At 63.5% G+C, this 23,379-nt stretch carries 19 protein-coding genes; 7 read left to right on the top strand and 12 right to left on the bottom strand.

What is annotated here, in order from left to right:
* Positions 1-158 precede the first annotated feature (158 nt).
* From V6L75_RS10455 to V6L75_RS10440, 4 genes are all read right to left on the bottom strand, one after another.
* Entirely contained in the window at positions 159-1,325 is a 1,167-nt protein-coding gene (locus V6L75_RS10455; protein WP_334251455.1) for an ABC transporter substrate-binding protein, read from the bottom strand.
* A gap of 128 nt (positions 1,326-1,453) precedes the next feature.
* On the bottom strand, positions 1,454-1,996 hold the full coding sequence (locus V6L75_RS10450; RefSeq protein WP_334251454.1) for a 3-hydroxyanthranilate 3,4-dioxygenase: 543 nt from the start codon (positions 1,994-1,996) through the stop codon (positions 1,454-1,456).
* Between the two features lie 60 nt (positions 1,997-2,056).
* A complete protein-coding gene (locus tag V6L75_RS10445) occupies positions 2,057-3,034 on the bottom strand; it encodes a dihydrodipicolinate synthase family protein (protein ID WP_334251453.1) in 978 nt (325 codons plus the stop codon).
* A 65-nt stretch (positions 3,035-3,099) separates the two neighbouring features.
* Entirely contained in the window at positions 3,100-4,533 is a 1,434-nt protein-coding gene (locus V6L75_RS10440; protein ID WP_334251452.1) for an NAD-dependent succinate-semialdehyde dehydrogenase, read from the bottom strand.
* 171 nt (positions 4,534-4,704) lie between these two features.
* Between V6L75_RS10440 and V6L75_RS10435 the strand changes: the two genes are divergently transcribed.
* Positions 4,705-5,607 carry a LysR family transcriptional regulator gene (locus V6L75_RS10435; protein ID WP_334251451.1) on the top strand — a complete coding sequence of 301 codons (903 nt, stop codon included), beginning with the start codon at positions 4,705-4,707 and terminating at the stop codon, positions 5,605-5,607.
* Between the two features lie 23 nt (positions 5,608-5,630).
* Here V6L75_RS10435 and V6L75_RS10430 read toward each other — a convergent pair whose 3' ends face one another.
* The 7 genes from V6L75_RS10430 to V6L75_RS10400 all read right to left on the bottom strand — a co-directional run bounded on the left by V6L75_RS10430 (position 5,631) and on the right by V6L75_RS10400 (position 13,385).
* Positions 5,631-7,265 (bottom strand): AMP-binding protein, encoded by a 1,635-nt coding sequence (locus V6L75_RS10430; protein ID WP_334251450.1) that lies wholly within the window; start codon positions 7,263-7,265, stop codon positions 5,631-5,633.
* Between the two features lie 134 nt (positions 7,266-7,399).
* Positions 7,400-7,834: a RidA family protein gene (locus tag V6L75_RS10425; RefSeq protein ID WP_019962585.1), complete on the bottom strand. Its 435-nt coding sequence runs from the start codon at positions 7,832-7,834 to the stop codon at positions 7,400-7,402.
* 63 nt (positions 7,835-7,897) lie between these two features.
* Positions 7,898-9,043, bottom strand: a complete 1,146-nt coding sequence (locus V6L75_RS10420) for an acyl-CoA dehydrogenase family protein (RefSeq protein WP_334251449.1) — start codon at positions 9,041-9,043, stop codon at positions 7,898-7,900.
* Position 9,044: 1 nt separating this feature from the next.
* Entirely contained in the window at positions 9,045-9,857 is an 813-nt protein-coding gene (locus V6L75_RS10415) for an enoyl-CoA hydratase family protein (protein WP_334251448.1), read from the bottom strand.
* Positions 9,854-10,336 carry a MarR family winged helix-turn-helix transcriptional regulator gene (locus V6L75_RS10410; protein WP_334251447.1) on the bottom strand — a complete coding sequence of 161 codons (483 nt, stop codon included), beginning with the start codon at positions 10,334-10,336 and terminating at the stop codon, positions 9,854-9,856. The genes V6L75_RS10415 and V6L75_RS10410 overlap by 4 nt, the downstream gene beginning before the upstream one ends.
* Complete coding sequence (locus V6L75_RS10405) at positions 10,333-11,073, bottom strand: SDR family NAD(P)-dependent oxidoreductase (RefSeq protein ID WP_334251446.1); 741 nt, start codon at positions 11,071-11,073, stop codon at positions 10,333-10,335. Before V6L75_RS10405 ends, V6L75_RS10410 begins: the two co-directional genes overlap by 4 nt.
* Entirely contained in the window at positions 11,070-13,385 is a 2,316-nt protein-coding gene (locus V6L75_RS10400; RefSeq protein WP_334251445.1) for a bifunctional salicylyl-CoA 5-hydroxylase/oxidoreductase, read from the bottom strand. The genes V6L75_RS10405 and V6L75_RS10400 overlap by 4 nt, the downstream gene beginning before the upstream one ends.
* A 567-nt stretch (positions 13,386-13,952) precedes the next feature.
* Here V6L75_RS10400 and V6L75_RS10395 point away from each other — a divergent pair.
* The 4 genes from V6L75_RS10395 (at position 13,953) to V6L75_RS10380 (ending at position 20,411) form a co-directional block, all read left to right on the top strand.
* The gene (locus tag V6L75_RS10395) at positions 13,953-16,631 is read left to right on the top strand and encodes an autotransporter outer membrane beta-barrel domain-containing protein (RefSeq protein ID WP_334251444.1); all 2,679 of its coding nucleotides are present in this window, start codon (positions 13,953-13,955) and stop codon (positions 16,629-16,631) included.
* Between the two features lie 170 nt (positions 16,632-16,801).
* On the top strand, positions 16,802-17,212 hold the full coding sequence (locus V6L75_RS10390) for an antitoxin Xre-like helix-turn-helix domain-containing protein (protein ID WP_334251443.1): 411 nt from the start codon (positions 16,802-16,804) through the stop codon (positions 17,210-17,212).
* Positions 17,212-17,901 (top strand): RES family NAD+ phosphorylase, encoded by a 690-nt coding sequence (locus tag V6L75_RS10385; protein ID WP_334251442.1) that lies wholly within the window; start codon positions 17,212-17,214, stop codon positions 17,899-17,901. Before V6L75_RS10390 ends, V6L75_RS10385 begins: the two co-directional genes overlap by 1 nt.
* Positions 17,902-18,242: 341 nt before the next feature.
* Complete coding sequence (locus V6L75_RS10380; RefSeq protein WP_334251441.1) at positions 18,243-20,411, top strand: anthranilate synthase component I; 2,169 nt, start codon at positions 18,243-18,245, stop codon at positions 20,409-20,411.
* A 70-nt stretch (positions 20,412-20,481) separates the two neighbouring features.
* On the opposite strand, the gene V6L75_RS10375 is transcribed toward V6L75_RS10380, so the two are convergent.
* A complete protein-coding gene (locus V6L75_RS10375; RefSeq protein ID WP_334251514.1) occupies positions 20,482-20,913 on the bottom strand; it encodes an Lrp/AsnC family transcriptional regulator in 432 nt (143 codons plus the stop codon).
* A 144-nt stretch (positions 20,914-21,057) separates the two neighbouring features.
* Here V6L75_RS10375 and rocF point away from each other — a divergent pair, with 144 nt between their 5' ends.
* A complete protein-coding gene (gene rocF / locus V6L75_RS10370; RefSeq protein ID WP_334251440.1) occupies positions 21,058-21,987 on the top strand; it encodes an arginase in 930 nt (309 codons plus the stop codon).
* Positions 21,988-22,001: 14 nt separating this feature from the next.
* Positions 22,002-23,081 (top strand): ornithine cyclodeaminase, encoded by a 1,080-nt coding sequence (locus V6L75_RS10365; RefSeq protein ID WP_334251439.1) that lies wholly within the window; start codon positions 22,002-22,004, stop codon positions 23,079-23,081.
* Positions 23,082-23,379: the final 298 nt, after the last annotated feature.

The following is a 23,379-nucleotide window of genomic DNA, read 5'->3' as shown; positions in this document are numbered from 1 at the left end:
CTGGCAAGGCGCACCCACCCGTCCGGCGCCCTATAATGAGCGGCCGGCGGGCTGGCCGCATCGGCTGGCCTGAGGTTCAGGCCGGAAACCGGATGCGCCCTTGCGCCTTGAGACAGGTCCGGCGCGGCGGAGCCCCCAGCCGCGCCGTTTCTGTCAGCTTACATCTTGCACTGATCGGCGTAGGCGTCGCCATAGTCTTCGAGGAGCTTGTCCTTGGTGACGGCCACCGGCTTGCCATCGGGACCGGCGACGATATCCAGCAGATACCAGTCGTGCACCGGATGCTGGTTCTGACCGAACTTGAAGTCGCCGCGCACGCTCTTGAAGTCCGCAGCGCGGACAGCTTCACGGAACTTGGCGATGTCTTCCACACCGCCGGTCTTGGCCAGAGCGGAGGAAATCAGCTTGGCGGTGTCATAGCCCTGAGAGGCATAATAGGTGATGGGGCGGCCGTATTTCTTGTCCCAGGCCTCGACGAACTCAAGGTTCGCGTCATTGGTGAAATCGCGGTTCCAGTGAGCCGTCGCAAAGATGCCAACGGCGGCGTCGCCCACCGCGTTCAGCACCACCGCATCGGTGGAGGGCTCGGACAGAACCATCGGGATCTGACCGGTCAGGCCAGCCTGCGCATACTGCTTCAGGAAGGCGATGCCGAGGCCGCCCGGGTGGAACTGGAACACGACTTCCGGATCAGCGGCGCGGATCTGGGCCATTTCCGAAGCGAAATCGGTCTGATCGAGCTGGGTGTAAAGCTCACCAACGATTTCACCGCCGAAGGTGCGCTTGAAGCCGTTGATGGCGTCCTTGCCAGCCTGATAGTTCGGCGCCAGCACAAAGGCTTTCTTGAAGCCAAGCTTCTTGGCGGCAGCACCGGCTGCCTCGTGCAGGGCATCATTCTGCCAGGACACGACGAAATAGTTCTCGTGGCACTCCGCACCAGCAAGATTGGACGGGCCGGCGTTCGGGGAAATATAGATCGCGTCGTTGTTGACGATATCGGGCACGGTGGCACCGGCGACGTTGGAGAAGACAATGCCGGTGAGCAGCTTCATACCGTCGTCGTTCATGAACTTTTCGGCGATCTGGCGGCCGTTGCCCGGCTTCAGGCCGTCATCCTCGACAACCAGTTCCACCGGAACACCGCCCAGCTTGCCGCCTTCCATTTCGATGGCGAGCAGCATGCCGTCGCGTATGTCCTGGCCGAGATAGCCGCCGGGGCCGGACAGGGTCGTGATCATGCCGATTTTCAGGGGATCCTGCGCCAGGGCAGTGCCGCTCATCAGCGCAGCGATGCCCGCTGCGGCCAGAAACAGTCTCTTCTTCATCTCTTCACCCTCTGTTGTCGCCTTGCGGCAGCCAGCCGGATGCTGCCATCTTTGGTCAGCTCCAGTCTTGATCTTTTTTCCGGGACCCAGCTTGCACAGGGTCCAGAAATATTTCAAGCCTAAAACATTTACAGATTGACCCAACCTGCAGGCGGCTCCTTGCCGGGATGGATGGTGCCGCATTCCGGGCAGGTGCGCTTGGCCTCATCCGCATAGAAGGCCTTGTAGATCGGCGGCAGGTCATCAACGATCGACTCCAGATCCACCTCGGCCCGGTGCACCAGCGCCTTGCACTCGAAACAGTACCACTCCACCGCATCCAGCGCGCCTTCCGGGCGGGCCGGCTCGATGACGAGGCCGATCGAACCTTCCTGCGGGCGCTGGGGCGAGTGGCGCACATGCGGCGGCAGCAGGAACACGTCCCCTTCCCGGATCGGCACGTCGTAGAACTCTTCCCCGTCATAGAGCTTCAGCAGCATGTCGCCCTTCAGCTGATAGAAGAATTCCTCAACCGGATCATCGTGATAGTCGGTGCGCTTGTTCGGCCCGCCGACGACCGTGACCATCAGGTCCGCGTCCTTGAACACCATCTGGTTGCCGACCGGCGGCTTCAGCAGGTGCTTGTGCTCATCGATCCACTTCTGGAAATTGAAGGCTTTCAATCTGGCCATTGCCGTTCTCCTCAGGGTCTTCAGACCGCTCTTGTCATTCTGGGGTAGCGGGGCGCGGGATCAGGGGGCCTTGCGGGCACCATCATCCAGCCAGAGCCCGCAGGCGTCAAATGCTGCCCGTGTGCGGGCTTTCTCGTCTTCGGTCAGCTCCAGCATGGGCGGGCGCACCCGTCCGCCGGTCTGGCCCAGCAGGTCCTGCCAGTATTTCTGGTGGGCATGGGGCTTTTCGGCAGGACGCGTGTCCTTGAGCGCCCGGCGGACCGGCTCAAGGGAATCGCGCAGCGCCCGCGCCTCTTCCGCCTTGCCTGCAAAGGCAAGATCCGTGTAGGCGCGCATCCGCCTGTCGGCGGCGGTCTGCAGCAGATAGGGCGGTGACGAGCAGAGATAGAGCTGCCAGTTCAGCTCCAGAATGTTGTCGAGCCACTCCTCCTCCGAGGCGGTGGAGACGAGGATCCGGTCTCCGGCGAGCGCTGTCAGCTTTTTGTACATCTCGCGCGGCACGGAATATTTGATCGCCACCACCGTCTCGATATCCGCCAGCCGGTTGCACAGTTCCGGGCTCATCAGATAGCCGCTGTCCGGATGGGACCAGAGGGCGATGCCGATATCCACCTTCGAGGCGATGGTTTCGTAGTAGCGCAGCAGCGTCTCGTCCTGCGCCTTGAAGAAATGCAGGATGGGCGCGTGAACGACGATATAGTCCGCGCCACAGGCCTGCGCATGGCGGGCAAGGTCGATCACCACATCCATGTTCTGGTCCGAGCAGGACATGATCGTCTGGGCCCGTCCGCCTGCCGCCTCGACGGCCAGATCAAAGCAGCGCTTGCGCTCGTCCACGGGCATGGAGAAGAACTCTCCCTGCTTGCCGGCGATGAAAAAGCCATCAATGCCAAGGTCATCGATCCAGTGGTTCATGTTGGCGCGGAAGCCGTCCTCATCAATGGACAGATCCGCCCGGAAAGGCATGAGGGCCGCTGCCCATATGCCGCGCATGGTGGCGAAAGCATGCGCCTTGGCGTCCTTGCGTGTGTATTTCATTCTCATTGCCTTTCGGGCAGCTGCCCTCTGTGGGGCAAAGTTGCGCAGGACGGCAGCCTGGGCCGTCAGATTTCCATGCGGTGGGAAACGGTCTTCACGACCGTGTAATGCAGGATGCCTTCCGCCCCGCCCTCGCGGCCAAAGCCGCTTTCCTTGACCCCGCCGAAGGGCGTTGCGGCCACCGAGGCTTCCAGCGTGTTGATGGAGACATTGCCCGCCTCCACCTCGTCGGTGATGCGGTCCACATTGGCGGCGGAGCTGGTGAAGGCATAGGCGGCAAGGCCGTAGGGCACGCTGTTTGCCCGGGCAATCGCCTCATCCAGTGAGCGGACGGGATTGATCACCGCCAGCGGCCCGAAGGGCTCCTCCTGCATGACGCGGGCATCATCGGGCACCTCCGACAGGACTGTCACGGGGTAGAAATAGCCCGGCCCCTTGGGCCGCTTTCCGCCGCACAGGAGCTTTGCCCCCTTGGCCAGCGCATCGGCCACCAGCATCTCCATCGCCTCTACCCGGCGATGATTGGCGGTTGGGCCCATTTCCGTCTCCGGAGCAAGGCCATTGCCCACCTTCACCGCCATGGCGCGGGCAACGAAGGCGTCGCGATAGGCGCCAAATACATTTTCATGCGCAAAGAAACGGGTGGGCGAGGTGCAGACCTGACCGGCATTGCGGGCCTTGCGGATGGCGGAAACAACGCCCGCCTTCTGTGCATCCGCATCTTCGCAGATGATCACCGGCGCATGGCCCCCCAGTTCCATCAGCACCGGCTTGGCGTGGCGGGCGGCGATGCCCGTCAGATGCTTGCCCACCACCGTAGAGCCGGTGAAGGCGACAAGGCGCACCTGCGGCTTGGGGATGAGATACTCGGAAATCTGTGCCGGAACGCCAAACACAAGATTCAGCACGCCCGCTGGCAGGCCCGCATCGTGGAAGGCGCGGGCGATGTGCCAGGCACCGGCAGGCGTTTCCTCAGCCGCCTTGAGAATGATGGAGCACCCGGAAGCGAGCGCCCCCGCCACCTTGCGTGCAGGCTGGCTGAGCGGAAAATTCCAGGGCGAGAAGGCCGCCACCGTGCCGATGGGCTGATGGTGGACGATGTAGCGAATGCCCGGCTCACTCGGGATCACCCGGCCATAGAGCCGTTCTGCCTCGCCCGCGTCCCACTCGAAGAACTCCGCGCCGCGGATCACTTCCAGCCGCGCCTGCTGCAGCGGCTTGCCATGTTCACGGGTGATATCGGCGGCGATTGTCCCGATCCGCTCGCGCAGCAGGGCCGCCGCCGCGCGGATGATCCGCGCCCGTTCCATCGGCGCGGTGCGCCGCCACACGGAAAAGCCCTTTGCCGCCGCCTCCAGCGCATCATCCAGATCCGCTGTGGCCGCGACGGGCAGCCGGCCGGTCTCTTCTTCGGTTGCCGGATTGATCACGCGCAGGGTCTCGCCGGTCTTGCGCCATGCGCCGCCGATGTAGAGCTGGAGGTCCGGATAATCGTGCATGATGGGGCCTTCTGTTCCTTGGCTCTTTAGCCCTCGCCCACAGACCGTGAGGCCAAAGGGTAAAGCGTGTTGAAGGCAGGATCGGCTATTGGCAACTTATCGACAAGGGAGATTTATCTGATAAATTCATACTGAATTTCATATCAATAAGACCGGTGGCGGAGTGCCTCCATGAAAATCACCCTGAAGCAGATCCAGAGCTTTCTCGCTGTGGCGGAGGCTGGCAGCTTTTCTCTCGCCGCCAAGCGCCTCAATACGGCCCAGCCGGCATTGTCTCAGTCCATCAAGGATCTGGAGACTGACCTTGGGGTGCGCCTGTTTGACCGCACGACACGGCGGGTGGAGCTGACGGCAGCGGGCGAAGAGTTCCGCCATTCCTCCGCCAAGGTGCTGGAAGATCTGGAACATGCGGTGGAGGGCCTGCACATGCTGGCCGACCGGCGGCGCGGCAAGCTGCGTGTGGCGGCGCCGCCGCTACTCGCCAGCTTCGTGCTGCCGCAGGTGATCGCCAGCTTTCAGTCAGCCTCACCCGGCATTGCCGTGCAGCTGTCCGATGTAGGCACGGAGCAGATCCTGGAAGCCGTGCGCAGCGGCAGGGCCGACTGCGCCGTCGGCACGTTTCCCCCGGCAGGCGATGACATCGAGCGCCAGCCGCTGGTGCGTGATAGCCTGATGCTGTTCTGCCGGGAGGACAGTGCTTTTGCTGCGAGGGACAGCGCGGTCTGGTCCGGCCTTGCCGAAGCGCCGCTGGTGACGCTGACGCGGGACTCCGGCATCCGCCTGCTGGTGGAAGTGGGCTTTGAAAGCGTGCGGATCGAGCCCCGGATCAGCTTCGAGGTGACGCAGATCACCACCGCGCTGGCGCTGGTGGAGGCGGGATTAGGCGTTGCCGTCCTGCCCGCCTATGCGCGCGCTGCCGTGCGCGGGCCTGCCATCCGCGCACTGCCTCTGGAAGAGCCGGTCATCACCCGCGAGATCATGCTGCTGAAATCCCGCGACCGCATGCCCACCCCTGCCGCACAGGCCTTCATCGAGCACCTGACCCGTGCCCTCAGACGGCTGGCGGCGGCCTAGGGGCTGGCCTCAGCCGCTTCCCTTCAGCTCGCCTCCTTCAGCCGGAAGCGCTGGATCTTGCCGGTCTGCGTCTTGGGCAGAGCATCGGTGAAGAGGATGCGGCGCGGGTATTTGTAGGGCGCGATGGTTGCCTTCACGTGGTCCTGCAGGCGCTTGATGGTGGCAGCGTCCGGCTCGACACCGGCGCTCAGCACCACATGGGCTTCCACGATCTGCCCGCGCTCCTCGTCCGGCGCGCCGATGACGGCGCATTCCAGTACGTCGGGATGGGCAAGAAGCGCGGCTTCCACATCCGGCCCGGCGATGTTGTAACCGGCGGAAATGATCATGTCGTCGTTGCGGGCGGCAAAGTGGAAATAGCCCTGCTCGTCCTGCCAGAAGGCATCGCCGGTGATGTTCCAGCCTTCATGCACATATCCGGTCTGGCGGCTGTCGGAGAGATAGCGGCAGCCGGTCGGCCCGCGCACGGCCAGACGCCCCACCTCGCCGCGCGGCATCTCGCGGCCCAGATCATCAACGATCCGCGCCTCGTAACCGGTGACCGGACGGCCCGTGCAGGCCGGGTGGCTGTCACCGAAGCGGTTGGAGATGAAGATATGCAGCATTTCCGTGGCACCGATGCCATCCAGCATCGGCTTGCCGGTCTTGGCCTTCCACTCCTCATAGACCGGCGCCGGCAGCGTTTCGCCTGCCGAGACGGCGGCGCGCAGGCTGGACAGGTCCGCCCCCTCGTCCATGGCCTTCAGCATCACCCGGTAGGCGGTGGGTGCCGTGAAGCAGACCGTGGCACGGTACTTCTGGATGATCTCGATGAGGTTGGGCGGCGAGGCGGTTTCCAGCAGCGCAGCCGCCGCACCAAAGCGCAGCGGGAACACGGCAAGGCCGCCAAGGCCAAAGGTGAAGGCGAGCGGCGGGGAGCCGACGAACACGTCTTCCGGCGTCACGCCCAGAACCTCGCGGGCATAGCCGTCCGCGATGATCAGGATATCCCGGTGGAAGTGCATGGTCGCTTTGGGGTCACCGGTGGTGCCCGAGGTGAAGCCCAGCAGGGCCACGTCATCACGGCCCGTCTTCACGGCTTCAAAGCGCACCGGCTTGCCCAGCGCTGCCCGGTCAAGCTCCGCATCATGATTGGCGGTGCCATCGAAGCCGATCACGGTCTTGAGGTATGCGGAGTCCTTGGCGCAGGCGACCATCTCGTCCATCAGCCGCGTGTCGCAAAGGGCAACCGTGATCTCGGCCTTGTTGACAATCTTCGCCAGCTCCCCGGCCCGTAGCATCGGCATGGTGTTGACCACCACGGCGCCGGCCTTGGTCGCCGCCAGCCAGCAGGCCACCATGGCCGGGTTGTTGGCCGAGCGGATCAGCACCCGGTTGCCAGGCTTCACGCCATAATCCTCGACCAGCGCATGAGCGATGCGGCTCGTCCAGTCGGCCAGTTCCTTGTAGGTGCGCTGGCGGCCATTGCCGATCAGCGCCACATGGTCGCCGAAGCCCTTTTCCACCATGCGGTCGGTCAGCTCGACGCCCGCGTTGAGGTAGTCGGGATAGTCGAAGCCCTCAAGCTTCAGCTCCGGCCACAGCTCCGCGGGCGGCAGGTTGTCCCGGGTGAATGTATCCACATGGGCACTCGGACCCAGTTTCAGCACAGCTGTCATTATCAATCCCCTGGATGGTTGCCCGCTGTCGCGGACCTGCGGCCCTTCCTTTTGCGGAAGCGGGTTTTCCCTTGAGCCGCCTTGTCTTGTTCCTGAGCGTCGTCTTCCCGAATGTCACGATCCGCGCAGGCGGATCACTCCGGCACCACGGCGGTTGCCTCGATCTCCACCAGCGCCTCGTCTTCCACGAGACCGGCCACCTGCACCAGCGCCATGGCCGGGAAGTGCTTGCCCAGCACCTTGCGGTAGACGGCGCCCACATCGCGCAGGCTGGCGAGATAGAGCTGCTTGTCGGTGACGTACCAGGTCATCCGCACCAGATGCTCCGGCCCGGCCCCGCCCTCGCGCAGCACCTCGACAATGTTCTTCAGCGTCTGCTCCACCTGACCGGTGAAGTCCTTCGCCTCGAACTCCTGCTGGCCGTTCCAGCCGATCAGGCCGCCAAGGAAAAGCATGCGGCCGCTGGCGGCGACGCCGTTGGAATAGCCCTTGGCGGGCTTCCAGTTGCGCGGGTTCAGAAACGCGTGCGGGCTTTCGGCGGTGGAGGCATCTGCCGTTGTCTGTGTCATGTGGCCTTCCCGTCTTCCTGCGGGGCCATCCGCCCCGCTGATTGCATTCAAATTCCGGTTCGCTCAGCGCGCCTCGCCCAGCGCGGCGCGGGCGATGACGATCTTCTGCACGTCGCTCGCCCCCTCGTAGATGCGCAGTGCACGGATCTCGCGGTAAAGGCTTTCCACGGCAAAGCCCTTGCGCACGCCGTCACCACCGTGCAGCTGCAGGGCCGTGTCGATGACGCGCTGGGCCGCTTCCGTCGCATGCAGCTTGGCCATCGCCGCCTCTCGGCTGACGCGGGGCGCGCCCATGTCCTTGGTCCAGGCGGCGCGGTAGACCAGCAGCGCCGAGGCATCCACATCCAGCGCCATATCCGCGATATGCCCCTGCACCATCTGCAGCTCGGACAGCGGCGCACCGAAGAGCTGGCGCTGGCGCACGCGGGCCAGAGCCTCGTCCAGCGCCCGGCGGGCAAAGCCCAGCGCCGCTGCGCCAACGGTGGAGCGGAACACGTCCAGCACCGACATGGCGATCTTGAAGCCGTCCCCGCGCTTGCCGATCAGCGCCGTCTCCGGCAGCTGGATACCGTTGAAACGCAGATGCGCCAGCGGATGGGGCGCCATCACCTCGATGCGCTCGACAATCTCCAGCCCCGGCGTATCCGCAGGCAGCAGAAAGGCGGAAAGGCCCTTGGCCCCCGGCGCTTCGCCAGTGCGGGCAAACACCACATAAAGGTCAGCGATGCCGCCGTTGGAAATGTAGGTCTTCTCGCCGGTCAGGATGAAGCCGCCCGGAACGGCCTCTGCCGCTGCGGTGCTGTTGGCCACATCCGAACCGGAGCCCGGCTCCGTCAGGGCAAAGGCGCTGACCGCGGTGCCGGCACGGGTGCGCTCCAGCCACTTGCGCTGCTCCGCCGTGCCGAACAGGGAGACGGCTCCCATGCCCAGCCCCTGCATCGCAAAGGCAAAGTCGGCCAGGCCATCATGACGGGCCAGCGTTTCGCGGATGAGGCAGAGGCTGCGCACATCCAGCGTCTCGTCCTCGCCAGCCCCCGAATGACGCAGCCAGCCTGCCTGGCCCAGATCACGCACCAGCGTGCGGCAGGCCTCGTCCGTGTCGGCATGGTCCACATGCAGATGCGCTGCGCACCATGCATCCAGCGCCTCGGCCAGCTCGCGGTGGCGGGTCTCGAAGAAGGGCCAGGAGAGGAAAGAGCGGTCAGCCATCTCAGTTGCCCTCGAAAACCGGTTTCTGCTTGGCAACGAAGGCATGGTAGGCGCGGGCAAAGTCCTGCGTCTGCATGCAGATGGCCTGCGCCTGCGCTTCTGCCTCGATGGCCTGTTCCAGCCCCATGTTCCATTCCTGGTTCAGCTGGGTCTTGGTGATGCCATGGGCAAAGACCGGTCCGGAGGCGAGCCTTGCGGCCAGCGCCATGGCTTCCTCTTCCAGCTTGTCCGCCTCATGCAAGGCATTGAAGAAGCCCCAGCGCTCGCCCTCGGCTGCGCTCATGGTGCGGCCCGTGTAAAGCAGTTCCGCCGCCCGGCCCTGACCGATGATCCGCGGCAGCATGGCGCAGGCGCCCATGTCGCAGCCCGCAAGGCCAACGCGGGTGAAGAGGAAAGCTGTCTTGGCCTCCGGCGTTGCCAGCCGCAGGTCGCTGGCCATGGCGACGATCGCCCCGGCCCCGACGCACACACCATCCACCGCCGCGATGATGGGCTTGCCGCAGCCGATCATGGCCTTCACCAGATCACCAGTCATGCGGGTGAAAGCAAGCAGGCCCTTCATGTCGAGCCCGACCAGCGGGCCGATGATGTCATGTACATCCCCGCCCGAGCAGAAATTGCCGCCGTTGGAGGCGAAGACCACCACATCCACATCATCGGCATAGACAAGGGCGCGGAAGGTGTCGCGCAGCTCCGCATAGCTGTCGAAAGTCAGCGGGTTCTTGCGGTCTGGACGGTTGAGGCTCACACGCGCTATGCGGTCCTTCACCTGCCAGAGAAAGTGCAGGGGCTTCAGATCAGCCAGAGCGGTCATTGCGCATCCTTCCCGAGTTTCTTCAATATGTCCTTGAGCGCGTCCAGATCCGCGTCCGTCAGCCTGGCGAAGAGCTGATCCACCTCCCGCTCATGATCGGCGGCCAGCTTCTCGAACTGCGCCAGCCCCTCGTCCGTCAGCGACACATGTACCGTGCGCCGGTCCGCCTCGAAGGGCACACGGCGGACGAGGCCGTCCTTTTCCAGCCGGTCCACCACCGTGGTGGCATTGCCGTTGGAAACGAGCAGCAGGCGCGACAGTTCGCTCATGCTCAGCGGCACGCGGCGGCGGTAGAGCGCAGCCATCACGTCGAAGCGCGGCAGCGTCGTGTCATGTTCCACCCGCAAAAACTCGCGCAGATGCGCTTCCGCCATGCGGGTGACGCCGAGAATGCGGATCCAGGTTTTCAGCCGGCGCTTGGACAGCGGCACGGCGGCTGCCTCCGTTTCCTGCACGGCTGTTCCCTTCTCTGCGCTCATACCTCGCCTCCTGAAATGGCCATCGCCTGCCCGTTCACCCCGTCAGATCCGGCAGCGCACAGATAAAGGGCCATGGCCGTCACCTCCTGCGGGGCGATGAGGCGCTTCTGCGGATTGGTGTCCGCAAGGGCGGCCATGGCGTCGTCCCGGCTCTTGCCGGTCTTGGCCATGATGTTCTGAACGGAGCGTTCCGTCATCTCCGTATCAAGGAAGCCGGGGCAAATGGCGTTGACCGTCACCGGACGGCGGGCCACCTCCAGCGCCAGCGCCTTCACAAGGCCGACAACCCCGTGCTTGGCCGCCACATAGGGTGCCACATAGGGATAGCCTTTCAGCCCTGCCGTGGAAGCAATGGCGATGAGCCGCCCCCAGCCGTCCATCCGGGCAAGCCCCTCGCGGAAGGTGAGGAACACGCCGGTCAGGTTCACAGCCAGCATGGCATTCCACTGATCCAGCGACATGCGGCCAAAGGGGGCGCTCTCGGCAGCGCCCGCATTTGCAATCACCACATCCACTGGGCCTGCAGCCTCGAACAGCGCCTTCACGGAGGCCTCGTCCGTCACGTCAGCCGTCAGAGCCCGCACGCCCGGCAGGGAAGCCGCCACCGCCTGCAGCGGCTCTGCCCTCCGGCCGGTAATGATGACCTGCGCTCCGGCAGCATGGAAGCCGCGGGCAAGATCTGCCCCTGCGCCCGTGCCGCCGCCCGTGATGAGAACGCGCCGTCCTGCCACCGTCATGCCCGGATCACCTCTCCCGCAGCCTTGGCGCCGTCCACCTTCGCCTTTGCCTGCTCGGCAAGGCGAAGGGCCTGATCACGCCCGGCGAGATACGGCAGCGGCCAGCTGGCCTTGCGGTCGCCCTGCTCCACCGCCGCATGCAGCGTCCAGTAGGGATCTGACAGATGCGGACGGGCAAGGCAGACCAGATCGGCACGGCCTGCCATCAGGATCGAGTTCACCTGATCGGCCTCTGTGATGTTGCCCACCGCCATGGTCGCCAGACCCGCCTCGTTGCGGATGCGGTCGGAGAACGGGGTCTGGAACATGCGGCCATAGACGGGGCGCGCCTCCGTCGTCGTCTGACCGGCGGAGACGTCGATGATGTCGGCCCCCGCCTCAGAGAAGGCCCGGGCGATCTCCACCGCCTCGTCCGGCGTCACGCCAGCCTCACCCACCCAGTCATTGGCCGAGATGCGCACCGACATGGGCTTATGCTCCGGCCAGACGGCACGCATGGCGCGGAAGACTTCAAGCGGGTAGCGCAGACGGTTTTCAAGGCTGCCGCCATATTCATCGGTCCGAACGTTCGACACCGGCGAGATGAAGGACGACAGGAGATAGCCGTGCGCGGCGTGCAGTTCGATCATGTCGAACCCGGCGCGCTCCGCCATCTTCGCGGCCTCGACGAACTGGCCAAGCACCAGATCCATATCGCCCCGGTCCATCGCCTTCGGCACCGCATTGCCCTTGGACCAGGCAATGGCGGAAGCGGACAGCAGCGGCCAGTTGCCGTCCGGCAGCGGCGCATCCATGCCTTCCCAGCCAACCTGCGTCGACCCCTTGCGGCCCGAATGGCCGATCTGGCAGCAGATCTTGGCTGCCGTTTCCGCATGGACGAAATCCGTCAGCCGCTTCCAGCCCGCCTCATGCTCCGGCGCATAGAGGCCGGGGCAGCCGGGGGTGATGCGCCCTTCCGCCGACACGCAGGTCATTTCGGTGAAGACAAGCCCTGCCCCGCCCTTTGCCCGCTCGGCATAATGGATCAGATGCCAGTCGCCCGGCACTCCATCCACCGCCTTGTACTGGGCCATGGGCGAGACGACGATGCGGTTTTCCAGCCGCATGCCGCGCAGCGTGAACGGGGCGAACATCGGCGTGCGCCCCGGCTGGCCGCCGGCCTGCTTCTGGAACCAGTCTTCCGCCGAGCGCAGCCACTCCGGGTCGCGCAGGCGCAGGTTCTCGTGGGAAATGCGCTGGGAACGGGTGAGCAGCGAATAGTTGAACTGCACCGGGTCGAGGTCCAGATAGCGCTCCACCTGCTCGAACCATTCCAGCGAGTTGCGGGCGGCAGACTGCAAGCGCAGCACTTCGATGCGGCGCTCTTCCTGATAGCGCTCGAAGGCCGCTTCCATGCTGGCTTCGCTGTGGAGATAGGTGGCAAGAGCAATGGCGCTGTCAAAGGCAAGCCGCGTGCCGGAGCCGATGGAAAAATGCCCCGTCGCCGCCGCATCGCCCATCAGCACCACATTGCCGTTGTACCACTTCTCGCAGATCACCCGCGGGAAGTTCATCCAGACAGCAGAGCCGCGCAGATGCGCCGCGTTGGACATGAGCTTGTGGCCATCCAGATGCGCGGCAAACACCTTCTCGCAGGTCTCGATGGTCTCTTCCTTGGACATGTGCTCGAAGCCGAAGCGGTCCCAGGTCTCCTGCGTGCATTCGACGATCACCGTCGCCGTGTCGGCATCGAACTGATAGGCGTGCACCCACATCCAGCCGTGTCCGGTCTTCTCGAAGATGAAGGTGAAGGCGTCATCGAACTTCTGGTGCGTGCCAAGCCAGATGAACTTGCAAAGGCGCAGATCCACGTCAGGCTTGAACACATCCGCATATTCGCGCCGCACCAGCGAGTTGATGCCGTCGCTGGCGACCACGAGGTCATAATCCTTGCGGTAATCTTCAGCGGTCTTGAACTCCTGCTGGAATTCCAGATTTATGCCCAGTTCCCGCGCCCGCTCCTGCAGGATGATCAGCAGCTTCTTGCGGCCAATGCCGGCAAAGCCGTGGCCGCCGGAGACGGTGCGCACACCGTTGTGCACGACGGCAATGTCATCCCAGTAGGAGAAGTTGGCGCGGATCTCTTCAGTGCTCTTCGGGTCATTGCGCGCCATGTTGCCCAGCGCGTCATCCGACAGCACGACGCCCCAGCCAAACGTGTCATTGGCCTTGTTGCGCTCCAGAACCGTGATGTCATGCGCCGGATTGCGCAGCTTCATCGAGATTGCAAAATAGAGCCCCGCAGGCCCTCCTCCCAGGCACAGGATCTTCATTGCCGCAGTCCCTTCCGTTTGTCTTGTTGAGCATGAGCCTGCCACCAGCAGGAAATTATTTCAAGCTTGAAATATCGACATGCAGCAACGGCCGGGAATCCGGCTTGCGGGAGAAGTCACGGACGAAGGGCTAACGCGACTCAGCCGTGCACAGCAACGGCTGGCCACGGACGGCACAAACCCAAAACTGCGCGTTTTCTTGTTGCAACCACGCAACATGTAGAAAAATTAGAACCTGATAAATCTACCACTTCGCCATGATCTCTGCCGGCAAAAACAATTAATATTTTCCGTAACTCCAAACAAAGTACTGAAACCCATAGGTCAGATACCGGTGCCGCCTCCCGACAACAGGCCTAAGGAAAATTTTGCAGATCAGCAATTGGAGGCTGCACTGGAAATAGCCACTTCACACAGCGTGCATCGCCATATTAGACGAGGGCCAAAGATTACCTATTGTCTAGCAGGCCACTGATGTCACATCTCTCCCAAAATCAGCAGAGCATTACCTCTTCCCGGAAGCCTAGCCATCGTACACGCCAGTTGCTTCTGGCATCCGCCACAATCTTGTTTTGCACGCACGCGGAAGCACAAGCTCAGTGGATCATTGAAGGCCCTGTTCCTGATGAAATAACATCACCGGTAAATTTCAACGGCTCTGTCATCGTAGGAAAATATAATAACGGCACGCTGATCATCCGCGACGGGGGCTCGATCAGCAGTACAAGAGGCAATATCGGAGATGGCGATATCGGTCATCCATCCGGCATCACCGGCGCGGTCACTGTCACGGGGGCGGGCTCAACCTGGACGAACAGTCAAATCCTTTTCATAGGCAGCATCAACAACGGCGCACTGACGATCGAGAATGGCGGCGCGGTAAACAGTACAACTGGCTTCGTCGGCCAGTTTGACGGCAGCACCGGCGCGGTCACTGTCACGGGGCCGGGCTCAACCTGGACAACCAACGATGAGCTCAACATAGGCGAAGACGGCACCGGCACACTGACCATCGCCGCTGGCGGATCAGTCAGCAGTGTGTCCGGCTTTATCGGAGATGGTGTCGGCAGCGGCGCGGTCACCGTCACGGGAGCAGACGCTAACGGGAACGCCTCAAGCTGGACGAACAGCGATGGTCTCCACATTGGCTATGACGGCACCGGAACGCTGACAGTAGAGAACGGCGGCGCGGTCAGCAGTACAAATGGCTTCATTGGCCAGTTCGAAGGCGGCACCGGCACGGCCACCGTCACAGGGGTAGGCTCCACCTGGACAAACTCCGAAGCGCTTTACATCGGCATTTATGGCGCCGGCACACTGACCATTGCCGACGGCGCTGAGATGACGGTGGGTACTGAGGGAAGCTCCGGGGTAATGATCTATCTCGCCAACGTAACGGGCTCGAGCGGCACACTCAACATCGGTGCTGCAAGCGGCTCCAGCGCCGCCGCTGCCGGAAAGCTGAATGCCGCATCGCTGGAGTTCGGCGCCGGCACAGGCAAACTGGTGTTTAATCACACCAATACGGACTACGATTTCTCAACGTCGATTGCCCGTCCATCAAATGCTGCCGGCCAAGGCACCATCGAGCATCTGGCGGGCAGCACCAAGTTTTCCGGCGACAGTTCTGCCTTCAACGGCACAACAAATATCTCCGGTGGAACGCTCTACGTGACAGGCTCGCTTGGCGGCATCATCAACGCCCTTGCGGGTGGCACGCTGGCAGGAACAGGAACTATCGGAACGGGCAGCTCTTCGATTACCATCGGCAATGATGGCAGGCTGTCGCCCGGGCTTGACGGCTCCGTGGGCACGCTGACCATGACCGGCTCCCTGAATTTTGCAAGCGGCTCCACCTATGTGGTGCAGGTATCGGGCAACAGCAGTGATACCATCAACCTCACGGGCACCGTGACGATCGCCAGCGGCGCAGCACTTCAGGTTTCCGGAACGGCTACCGCGCAGAGCTATACCATCCTGACGGCATCAAGCCTCACCGGCACGTTTTCGACGGTCGACTGGGGTGGCGTGAGCGGCTACGAAGTAGCCTACAACGAGACGAACGGCACCATCCGCCTGCTGCGGGCCTCCGGTTCTCAGTCCGCATTCCTGACGCCGAACCAGTCGTCTGTTGCGTCCGTTATGCAAACCGGCACTGCACCTGCCGGTCTGATTTCTGCGGTTTCGGGACAGGCTTCCGCTCAGCGGGCCGAAGCACTTCAGCAGCTGTCCGGCCAGAGCCATGCCGACATGAACAGCGGCCTCGTGAAAATCAATACATCTGTCAATAACACGGTCAACGCCCGCATCCGCGCCGTTACCAGTGGCGTGGCAGCACCCACCGTGCCGGTCTTAGGCTATGGCGAGGAAAAGAAAACCGTGACGGACGACCGCTTCGCGGCTTTTGAAAAGAAGGAAGTCCCCGCCGATCCAGACCGCTTTGCCGTGTGGGCAAATGGCTTTGGCTCCTGGGGCCAGGCCGGTGCCACCGATGGCGGCTCCTCAACCGGCATGGCAAATGCCGGCATGCTGGCGGGCGGCGATGCGATCATAACCGGTAACCTGCGAGCCGGCGTCTTCGGCGGCTTCAGCCGCTCATATTTCGATGACAGCAACAGCAAGGGCAACAGCAGCAACTATCATGCCGGTGCCTATGCAGGCACCAGCTGGGATGCCCTCTCCTTCCGCACCGGCCTCAGCTACACTTGGTATGACGTCAACACGAAGCGCAGTATCAGCGCCCTCAACGAAACCGTTGAAGGCAAGTATGACGCCTCCAGCCTGAATGCCTTTGGCGAGGTCAGCTACCGCATCGAAACGGCACATGCCGCATTCGAGCCCTTCGCAAGCCTTGCCCATACGCATCTGAAGACGGACGGCTTCACCGAAACGGGCGGCATCTCGGCCCTCACCATCGGCAGCAGCACGAGCGATACAACCTACACCACCCTTGGCATGCGCGCCTCGACGGACGTCAACCTCGGGCCTGTGACCGCAAGCCTGCGCGGCTCCCTCGGCTGGCTCTATGCCTTCGGCGATCTCAATGCCACCAGAACGGCACGGTTCGCCACCGGCAGCAGCTTCAGCGTGACCGGCACGCCGCTCGACCGCAACGCCGCACTCGTGGAAACCGGTGCCGACTTCAGCCTGACCCCGTCCTCGACACTGGGCATCACCTACACAAGCCAGTTCGGCAAGATTGCCCAGGAGCACGGTGCAAACGCCAGACTGCGCCTCCAGTTCTGATACTGAGAACACTAGGCGGCTCAGATTCACCGGGAGCGCGGGATCGACCCCGGTGAATCAAACCTCAGGGGCAGGCATCCATCTCGCGCTGCAGGAACGGGAGCCAGTGAAACTGGCCCACCTTGCCTTTTGGCATAAAAATATATACTTTATGCCAAAAGGAGCTGACCATGCTGCAGGAAATCCCCCGCACCCGCGCTGCGCCGGACGTGCCGCAGATTACCGCTGAAGAAGCGGCAGCGATGGCTCGCGCGGTGATACGGCTGTTCGAGCGCTGGCAGTTGCCCGATGCGCAGGCACGGGAGATTCTCGGCGGCCTTCCAGCCCGCACCCATGCGCGCTGGAAGGCGGGTGAGCCGGGGCGCATCGACCGCGACCTCGCCACCCGCCTCTCCCTGCTGATGGGCATCCACAAGGGCCTGCGCTATCTCTTCACTGACGCGGAGCGCGGCTATGCATGGGTCCGCAAGCCGAACCCGGTCTTCGGCGGGCGTTCGCCGGTCGAGGTAATGGCGCAGGGCGACATGTTCTCGCTGGCCCGCGTGCGCGCCTATCTCGACGCGGAGCGCGGCGGCTTCTGATGAATTCACCGGCCCTCACACGGGTGGAGTGGCCCAGCGCCTTCCGCCTCATCCGCTCCATCTATCCGCCGGTTGATCTGTTCGAGGACATTGCCGACCCGCAGGACTGGGAAGCGCTTGCCTCGGCGGAATCGAAAACCAATCCGCGGATCTGGGACCACCTCGGGCAACTGGATCTGGTGCCGCCGCACCGGCGGGTTGGCGGCCCCGGTGCCAGCTATCTGATGGCCCCCTTCGTCCATGTCAGCACCGACCGGCCGGGCCGCTTCACCGATGGCACCTATGGCCTCTACAGCGCAGGCAACGCCGAGGAAGTGGCGATCCGGGAAGTCGCCCATCATCACGGCCTAACCATGCGGGCCACGCAGGAGGCGCCGGGCTGGACCTCCCAGTTCCGCATGCTGATCTGCCGCCTTGATCTTGAGCTGCATGATGCAAGACCGGACGTCCGCTATCACCACCCGGATGACTATGCCCCCTCGCAGGCGCTGGGCCGGGAACTCAGAGCCTCAGGTGCCAACGGTATCCTCTACCACAGTGTCCGCTGCGAAGGCGGAGAATGTGCCGCCATCTTCTGGCCCGACCTCATCCCCATTCCACTGCAAGCCGATCATTTCGACTTCCACTGGAACGGCACCACAGCCGACAAGGTGCGCAACTGCCGGACAGGGGCGATTTTCGGGCTGTGAAAGATGAAAAGAGCCGCCCCCGTAAGGCACCCGAATAATTCAAGCTTGAAGCGACTGGTCTATTTTGCAACAGGGGCAAGGCAAGTGGCGCAGGGGCGGTTTTTAGGCCGTTTCACCGGTTGCCTGCTGCCTGTGGCTGCGCTAGGCAAACAGGCATGAACACGCAGATGATCCGCATGGGCTGGTGGTGGCAGGACGCTTGATTGGCGGCCTTGCGATTTCTCATGTTCTGACGTGATCGAAGTTGACCCAAAGGCCGCCGCGGCAAGACCCGCAGGCGGCCTTTGGTCTGTCTGGGGTCTGGCTGGGGAAGGCCTGGACCTGAACTGGAGGATGGACGAATGCCGGTACCGGCTGAGCAGACTTTAAAGACCAAGGGCGGCATTGCCGTCACACGCGGCGCACGCCCGGCCGATTATGCGGAAGGCACCTCCCGCTGGATCGACCGGCTGGATGCAGAGCGCGGCGCGGTCCTCTCCTCCTCCTATGAGTATCCGGGGCGCTACACCCGCTGGGACATGGCACTGGTCAATCCGCCGCTCGTGCTGGAATCGGCAGGGCGCAACGTCGAGATCCGCGCTCTCAACGCACGCGGGCTTGTGCTGCTGCCCGCCGTTGCCCGCGTTCTGGCCACCCATCCGGACGTAGAGGACTTCGCCGCCAGTGAGGGCCGCATGACGCTGACGGTGCGCAAGCCCGCCGCCCCCTTCCGCGAGGAAGACCGCTCGCGTCAGGCCTCCACCTTCTCCGTGGTGCGCGCCATCAAGGAGCTGTTCGCCTGCGATGACGATCAGCTCGGCCTTTACGGGGCCTTCGGCTATGACCTGGCCTTCCAGTTCGAGCCGATCGAACTGAAGCTGAAGCGCCCGGCAGACCAGCGCGATCTGGTACTGTTCCTGCCCGATGAAATCCTCATCGTCGATCACCATGGCCGCCGCGCCTATGTGCTGGAATATGACTTCGAGGTGGATGGCAAGCGCACCCATGGCCTGCCGCGTGACGGGGAGAAGCAGGCCTATCACCCGGCCAATGAAGATCCGGGCCGGGGTGACCATGAACCGGGCGAGTACGCAAAGATCGTGGACCGGGCCAAGGAGTATTTCCGCCGGGGCGACCTGTTCGAGACCGTGCCGGGCCAGACCTTCTACGAGCCCTGCGCCAATCCGCCCTCTGCCGTCTCCCGCCGGCTGCAGCAGATCAACCCCTCACCCTATTCCTTCTTCATCAACCTCGGAAATGCGGAATATCTCGTCGGCGCCTCGCCGGAGATGTATGTGCGCGTCACCGGTGGGCGGCGGGTGGAAACCTGCCCCATCTCCGGCACCATCCGCCGCGGCAAGAATGCCATCGAGGACGAGGCCCAGATCCGCAAGCTGCTGAACTCCGCCAAGGACGAGGCAGAACTGACCATGTGCTCGGATGTGGACCGCAACGACAAGAGCCGCGTCTGCGTGCCCGGTTCGGTCAAGGTCATCGGCCGCCGCCAGATCGAGATGTATTCCCGCCTGATCCACACGGTGGACCATATCGAGGGCATCCTGCGCGAGGACATGGACGCGCTCGACGCCTTCCTTTCCCATGCCTGGGCCGTCACCGTGACCGGCGCACCGAAGCGCTGGGCGATGGAATTCATCGAGAACAACGAGAAAAGCTCCCGCGCCTGGTATGGCGGCGCCATCGGCGCCGTGCTGTTCAACGGCGACATGAACACAGGGCTGACCCTGCGCACCGTTCGCATCAAGGATGGCGTTGCCCAGATCCGTGCCGGTGCCACGCTGCTCTATGACAGCATCCCGGAAGACGAAGAGGCCGAGACCGAACTGAAGGCCGAAGCCATGCGTGCTGCTGTGCGCGAGGCGGGGCTGGCCGTGAAGGCAACGGAAACCGTGCGCGAGAAGAAGCCCGGTACGGGCCTCAAGATCCTGCTGGTGGACCACGAGGACAGCTTCGTCCACACGCTGGCCAACTACTTCCGCCAGACCGGCGCCGATGTGGTCACCTACCGCACGCCGGTTGCCGACCATGTGTTCCATGACGTGAACCCGGACCTGGTGGTGCTCTCCCCCGGCCCCGGCAGCCCGAAGGACTTCGACTGCGCAGCCACCATCGGCCGCGCCCGCGCGCGGGGCCTGCCGCTGTTCGGCGTCTGCCTCGGGCTGCAGGCTCTGGCCGAAGGGCTGGGCGGCGAACTCGGCCAGCTCGACGTGCCAATGCACGGCAAGCCCTCCCCCATAACCCTCACCGGCAATTCGGTGCTGTTCGAAGGCTTGAGCTCGCCGGTCACGGTCGGCCGGTACCACTCGCTGTTTGCGAAGAAGGACAAGCTGCCCGCAGACTTCCGCATCACGGCGGAGACGGAAGACGGGGTGATCATGGCCATCGAGCACACCAGCGAGCCGATTGCTGCCGTCCAGTTCCACCCGGAAAGCATCATGTCCCTTGATCAGGACGCGGGCCACCGCATCATCGAAAACGTCGTGACCCGTCTGGTAAAAACGCGGCGGGCATAAGACTTCACAGCAACAGACAGAAGGCCCGGCTGGCACCGCCCTGCCGGGCCTTCTTGCATTCCGGCCGTTCTCACCGCCGCCAGGTCTTCACCGCTGACAGCATCAGGCTGGTTTCGGTGGCCGAGACGCCTTCGATGAGGCGGATGCGGTGGAGGGCCGCGTCGAAGGAGGCGAGATCCGGGGTGGCGAGCTCGATCACCAGATCCCAGCGGCCATTGGTGGTGTGGATCGACCGGGCTTCCGGCATGCCGCTGAGGCGGCGGATCACCGCATCGGCCCGCTTGCCCTCGATGGCCAGCATCATCATGGCGCGGATCGGCAGGTCTTGCCCCTCATTGCGCAGAACGGCTGTGAAGCCCTGAATCTCGCCGCTTTCCACCAGCCGCGACAGACGCGACCGCACTGTGGCCCGCGAAAGCTTCAGATCAACCGCCAGATCCGAGATCGAGCGGCGGCCATCTGCCCTGAGCGCGGCAATCAACGCAAGATCCGTATCGTCCAGCATGCGGCATCCTTCCAGTTTGGAAAGTCTTCCTTATCACTTTGCATAGCCCGCTGCCCAGAGTGATCAATTTTCCGTCTTCAGACTGCCATCTGATGCCTTCACTCTGGAAGAGACGCAGATACGCATCGAAGGAGCCGAGGGATGACGCAGATTGCGCTTGTGGGAGCACCGGTGGAGGCAGGCGCAGGCCGCAGGGGCTGCCTGATGGGACCGGCGGCATACCGCACTGCGGGACTTCAGGAAGAACTGGAAGCGCTCGGTCTTGCCGTCGAGGATCACGGCGACGTTGTGCCGGATCAGGCGCTGGATGTGCCGGACGCGGACCCGAAGCTGAAGAACCTGCGCGCCGTTGCCGGCTGGACGCGGGCGCTTTACCGAAAGGCCCGGGCGCTGGCTGCAGGGCCGCAGATGCCCATCTACATGGGCGGCGACCATGCGCTCGCCCTTGGCACACTGGCTGGGCACGCTGCCCATGCGGCGGGCGCCGGGCGGCCGCAATTCGTGCTGTGGCTTGATGCCCATTCCGACATCAACACCTTCGAGAGCACGGTCAGCGGCAATCTGCACGGCACGCCGGTTGCCTTTGCCTGCGGCCTGCCGGGGTTTGACGTGCTCCTGGGGGAGAAGCTGGACACCCCCGTATCACCGGGCAACCTCTGCCTTCTTGGCCTGCGCTCGGTCGATCCGCCCGAGCGGGCGCTGATCCGGGAGCTGGGCATTACCGCCCATGACATGCGCGCCATTGACGAGAACGGCATCGCCCGCCTGCTGGAGCCGTTTCTGGAGCGCTGCGCCCGCGCCAACGGCTTCCTGCATGTGAGCCTTGATGTGGACTTCATTGATCCAGACATCGCCCCGGCGGTCGGCACCACCGTGCCGGGGGGCGTCACCTTCCGCGAGGCACATCTGGTGATGGAGATGCTGCATGACAGCGGCCTCGTCACCTCGCTGGATCTGGTGGAGCTGAATCCCTTTCTCGACGACCGGGGCCGCACCGCCCGCCTGATGGTCGACCTGACCGCGAGCCTCTTCGGACGGCGGGTCATGGACCGCCCCACCCGCAGCTATTAACCCGGAGCCAGAAGATGACCACCACCACCAGCCATGCGTCACAGGAAGCCCCCTCGCCGCTCGCTCTGGTGCCCTTCGTCAGCGTCGGCAACATGATGCGCATTCTGAATGCGGTGGGCATCGAGGCCTTTATCGAGGGGCTGGCGCAGGTGATCGAGGAGGATTTCCGCCGCTGGCCCCTGTTCGACAAGACACCGCGTGTCGCCTCCCACTCCCGCGAAGGCGTCATCGAGCTGATGCCTGCGTCGGATGGCGTTGCCTATGGCTTCAAATATGTGAACGGCCACCCGAAGAACACCCGCACCGGCCGCCAGACCGTGACCGCTTTTGGCGTGCTCGCAGAGGTGGAGACGGGCTATCCGGTGCTTCTGTCGGAGATGACGATCCTCACCGCCCTGCGCACCGCCGCCATGTCGGCGCTGGCGGCAAGGTATCTGGCCCCGGCAGATGCCCGGTCCATGGCGGTCATCGGCAATGGCGCGCAATCGGAGTTCCAGGCGCTGGCATTCCGCAAGCTTCTGGGTGTGAACAGCTTGCGGCTCTATGATATCGACCCGGCGGCCAGCCGCCGCTGCGCCCGCAATCTCGCAGGCTTCGGCTTTGACATCACAGTCTGCGCCAGCGCCGAAGAAGCGGTTGAAGGCGTTGCCATCATCACCACGGTGACCGCGGACAAGCAGCGGGCCACGATCCTCACCGACAACATGGTTGCCAGCGGCCAGCACATCAACGCGGTGGGCGGCGACTGCCCCGGCAAGACGGAGCTGCACCGGGATATCCTGCTGCGCTCGTCCATCTTTGTCGAATACACGCCCCAGACCCGCATCGAGGGCGAGATTCAGCAGCTTGAGGCAGATCACCCGGTCACGGAACTGTGGCAGGTGATTGCCGGAGACGCGCCGGGCCGCCGGTCGGCGCTGGAAACGACGCTGTTCGATTCAGTCGGCTTTGCGGTGGAGGACTTCTCGGCCCTGCGCTACCTGCGCGGGCTTTTGAAGGATCTGCCCTATTGCGAGATGCTGGACCTGCTGGCTGATCCGGATGATCCGCGGGATCTGTTCGGCATGGTGCTGCGCGCAGGGGCTGCAAGCTGACGGGCGCAGCGCAGAAGATATTACGTAACGGAATAGGTCACCTCAAATCCAGACAGCGTTGAGTCGGACCTGCTTCGGCAGAGGCCGCGTCTTCACACCACATACTCAACCTGAGCGCGTCTTTTTTCCTATAAAGTTTCGAACCAAAGAAACAAAGTTCTCATGAGACGAAGCTAATTTCTCAATGGATGATTTTAAATTTTATCAGACTCAGTAATGCAGTTCAAAACATCTGCATTTTTCTTTCAATTCAAGATTTTTACGTGACAAGACAGGGCTCTCTGACATACGAAAGTTG

The sequence above is a fragment of the Pannonibacter anstelovis genome (assembly GCF_036881715.1).
GTDB lineage: Bacteria > Pseudomonadota > Alphaproteobacteria > Rhizobiales > Stappiaceae > Pannonibacter > Pannonibacter anstelovis.
This window is presented reverse-complemented; position numbering and strand designations above follow the sequence as displayed.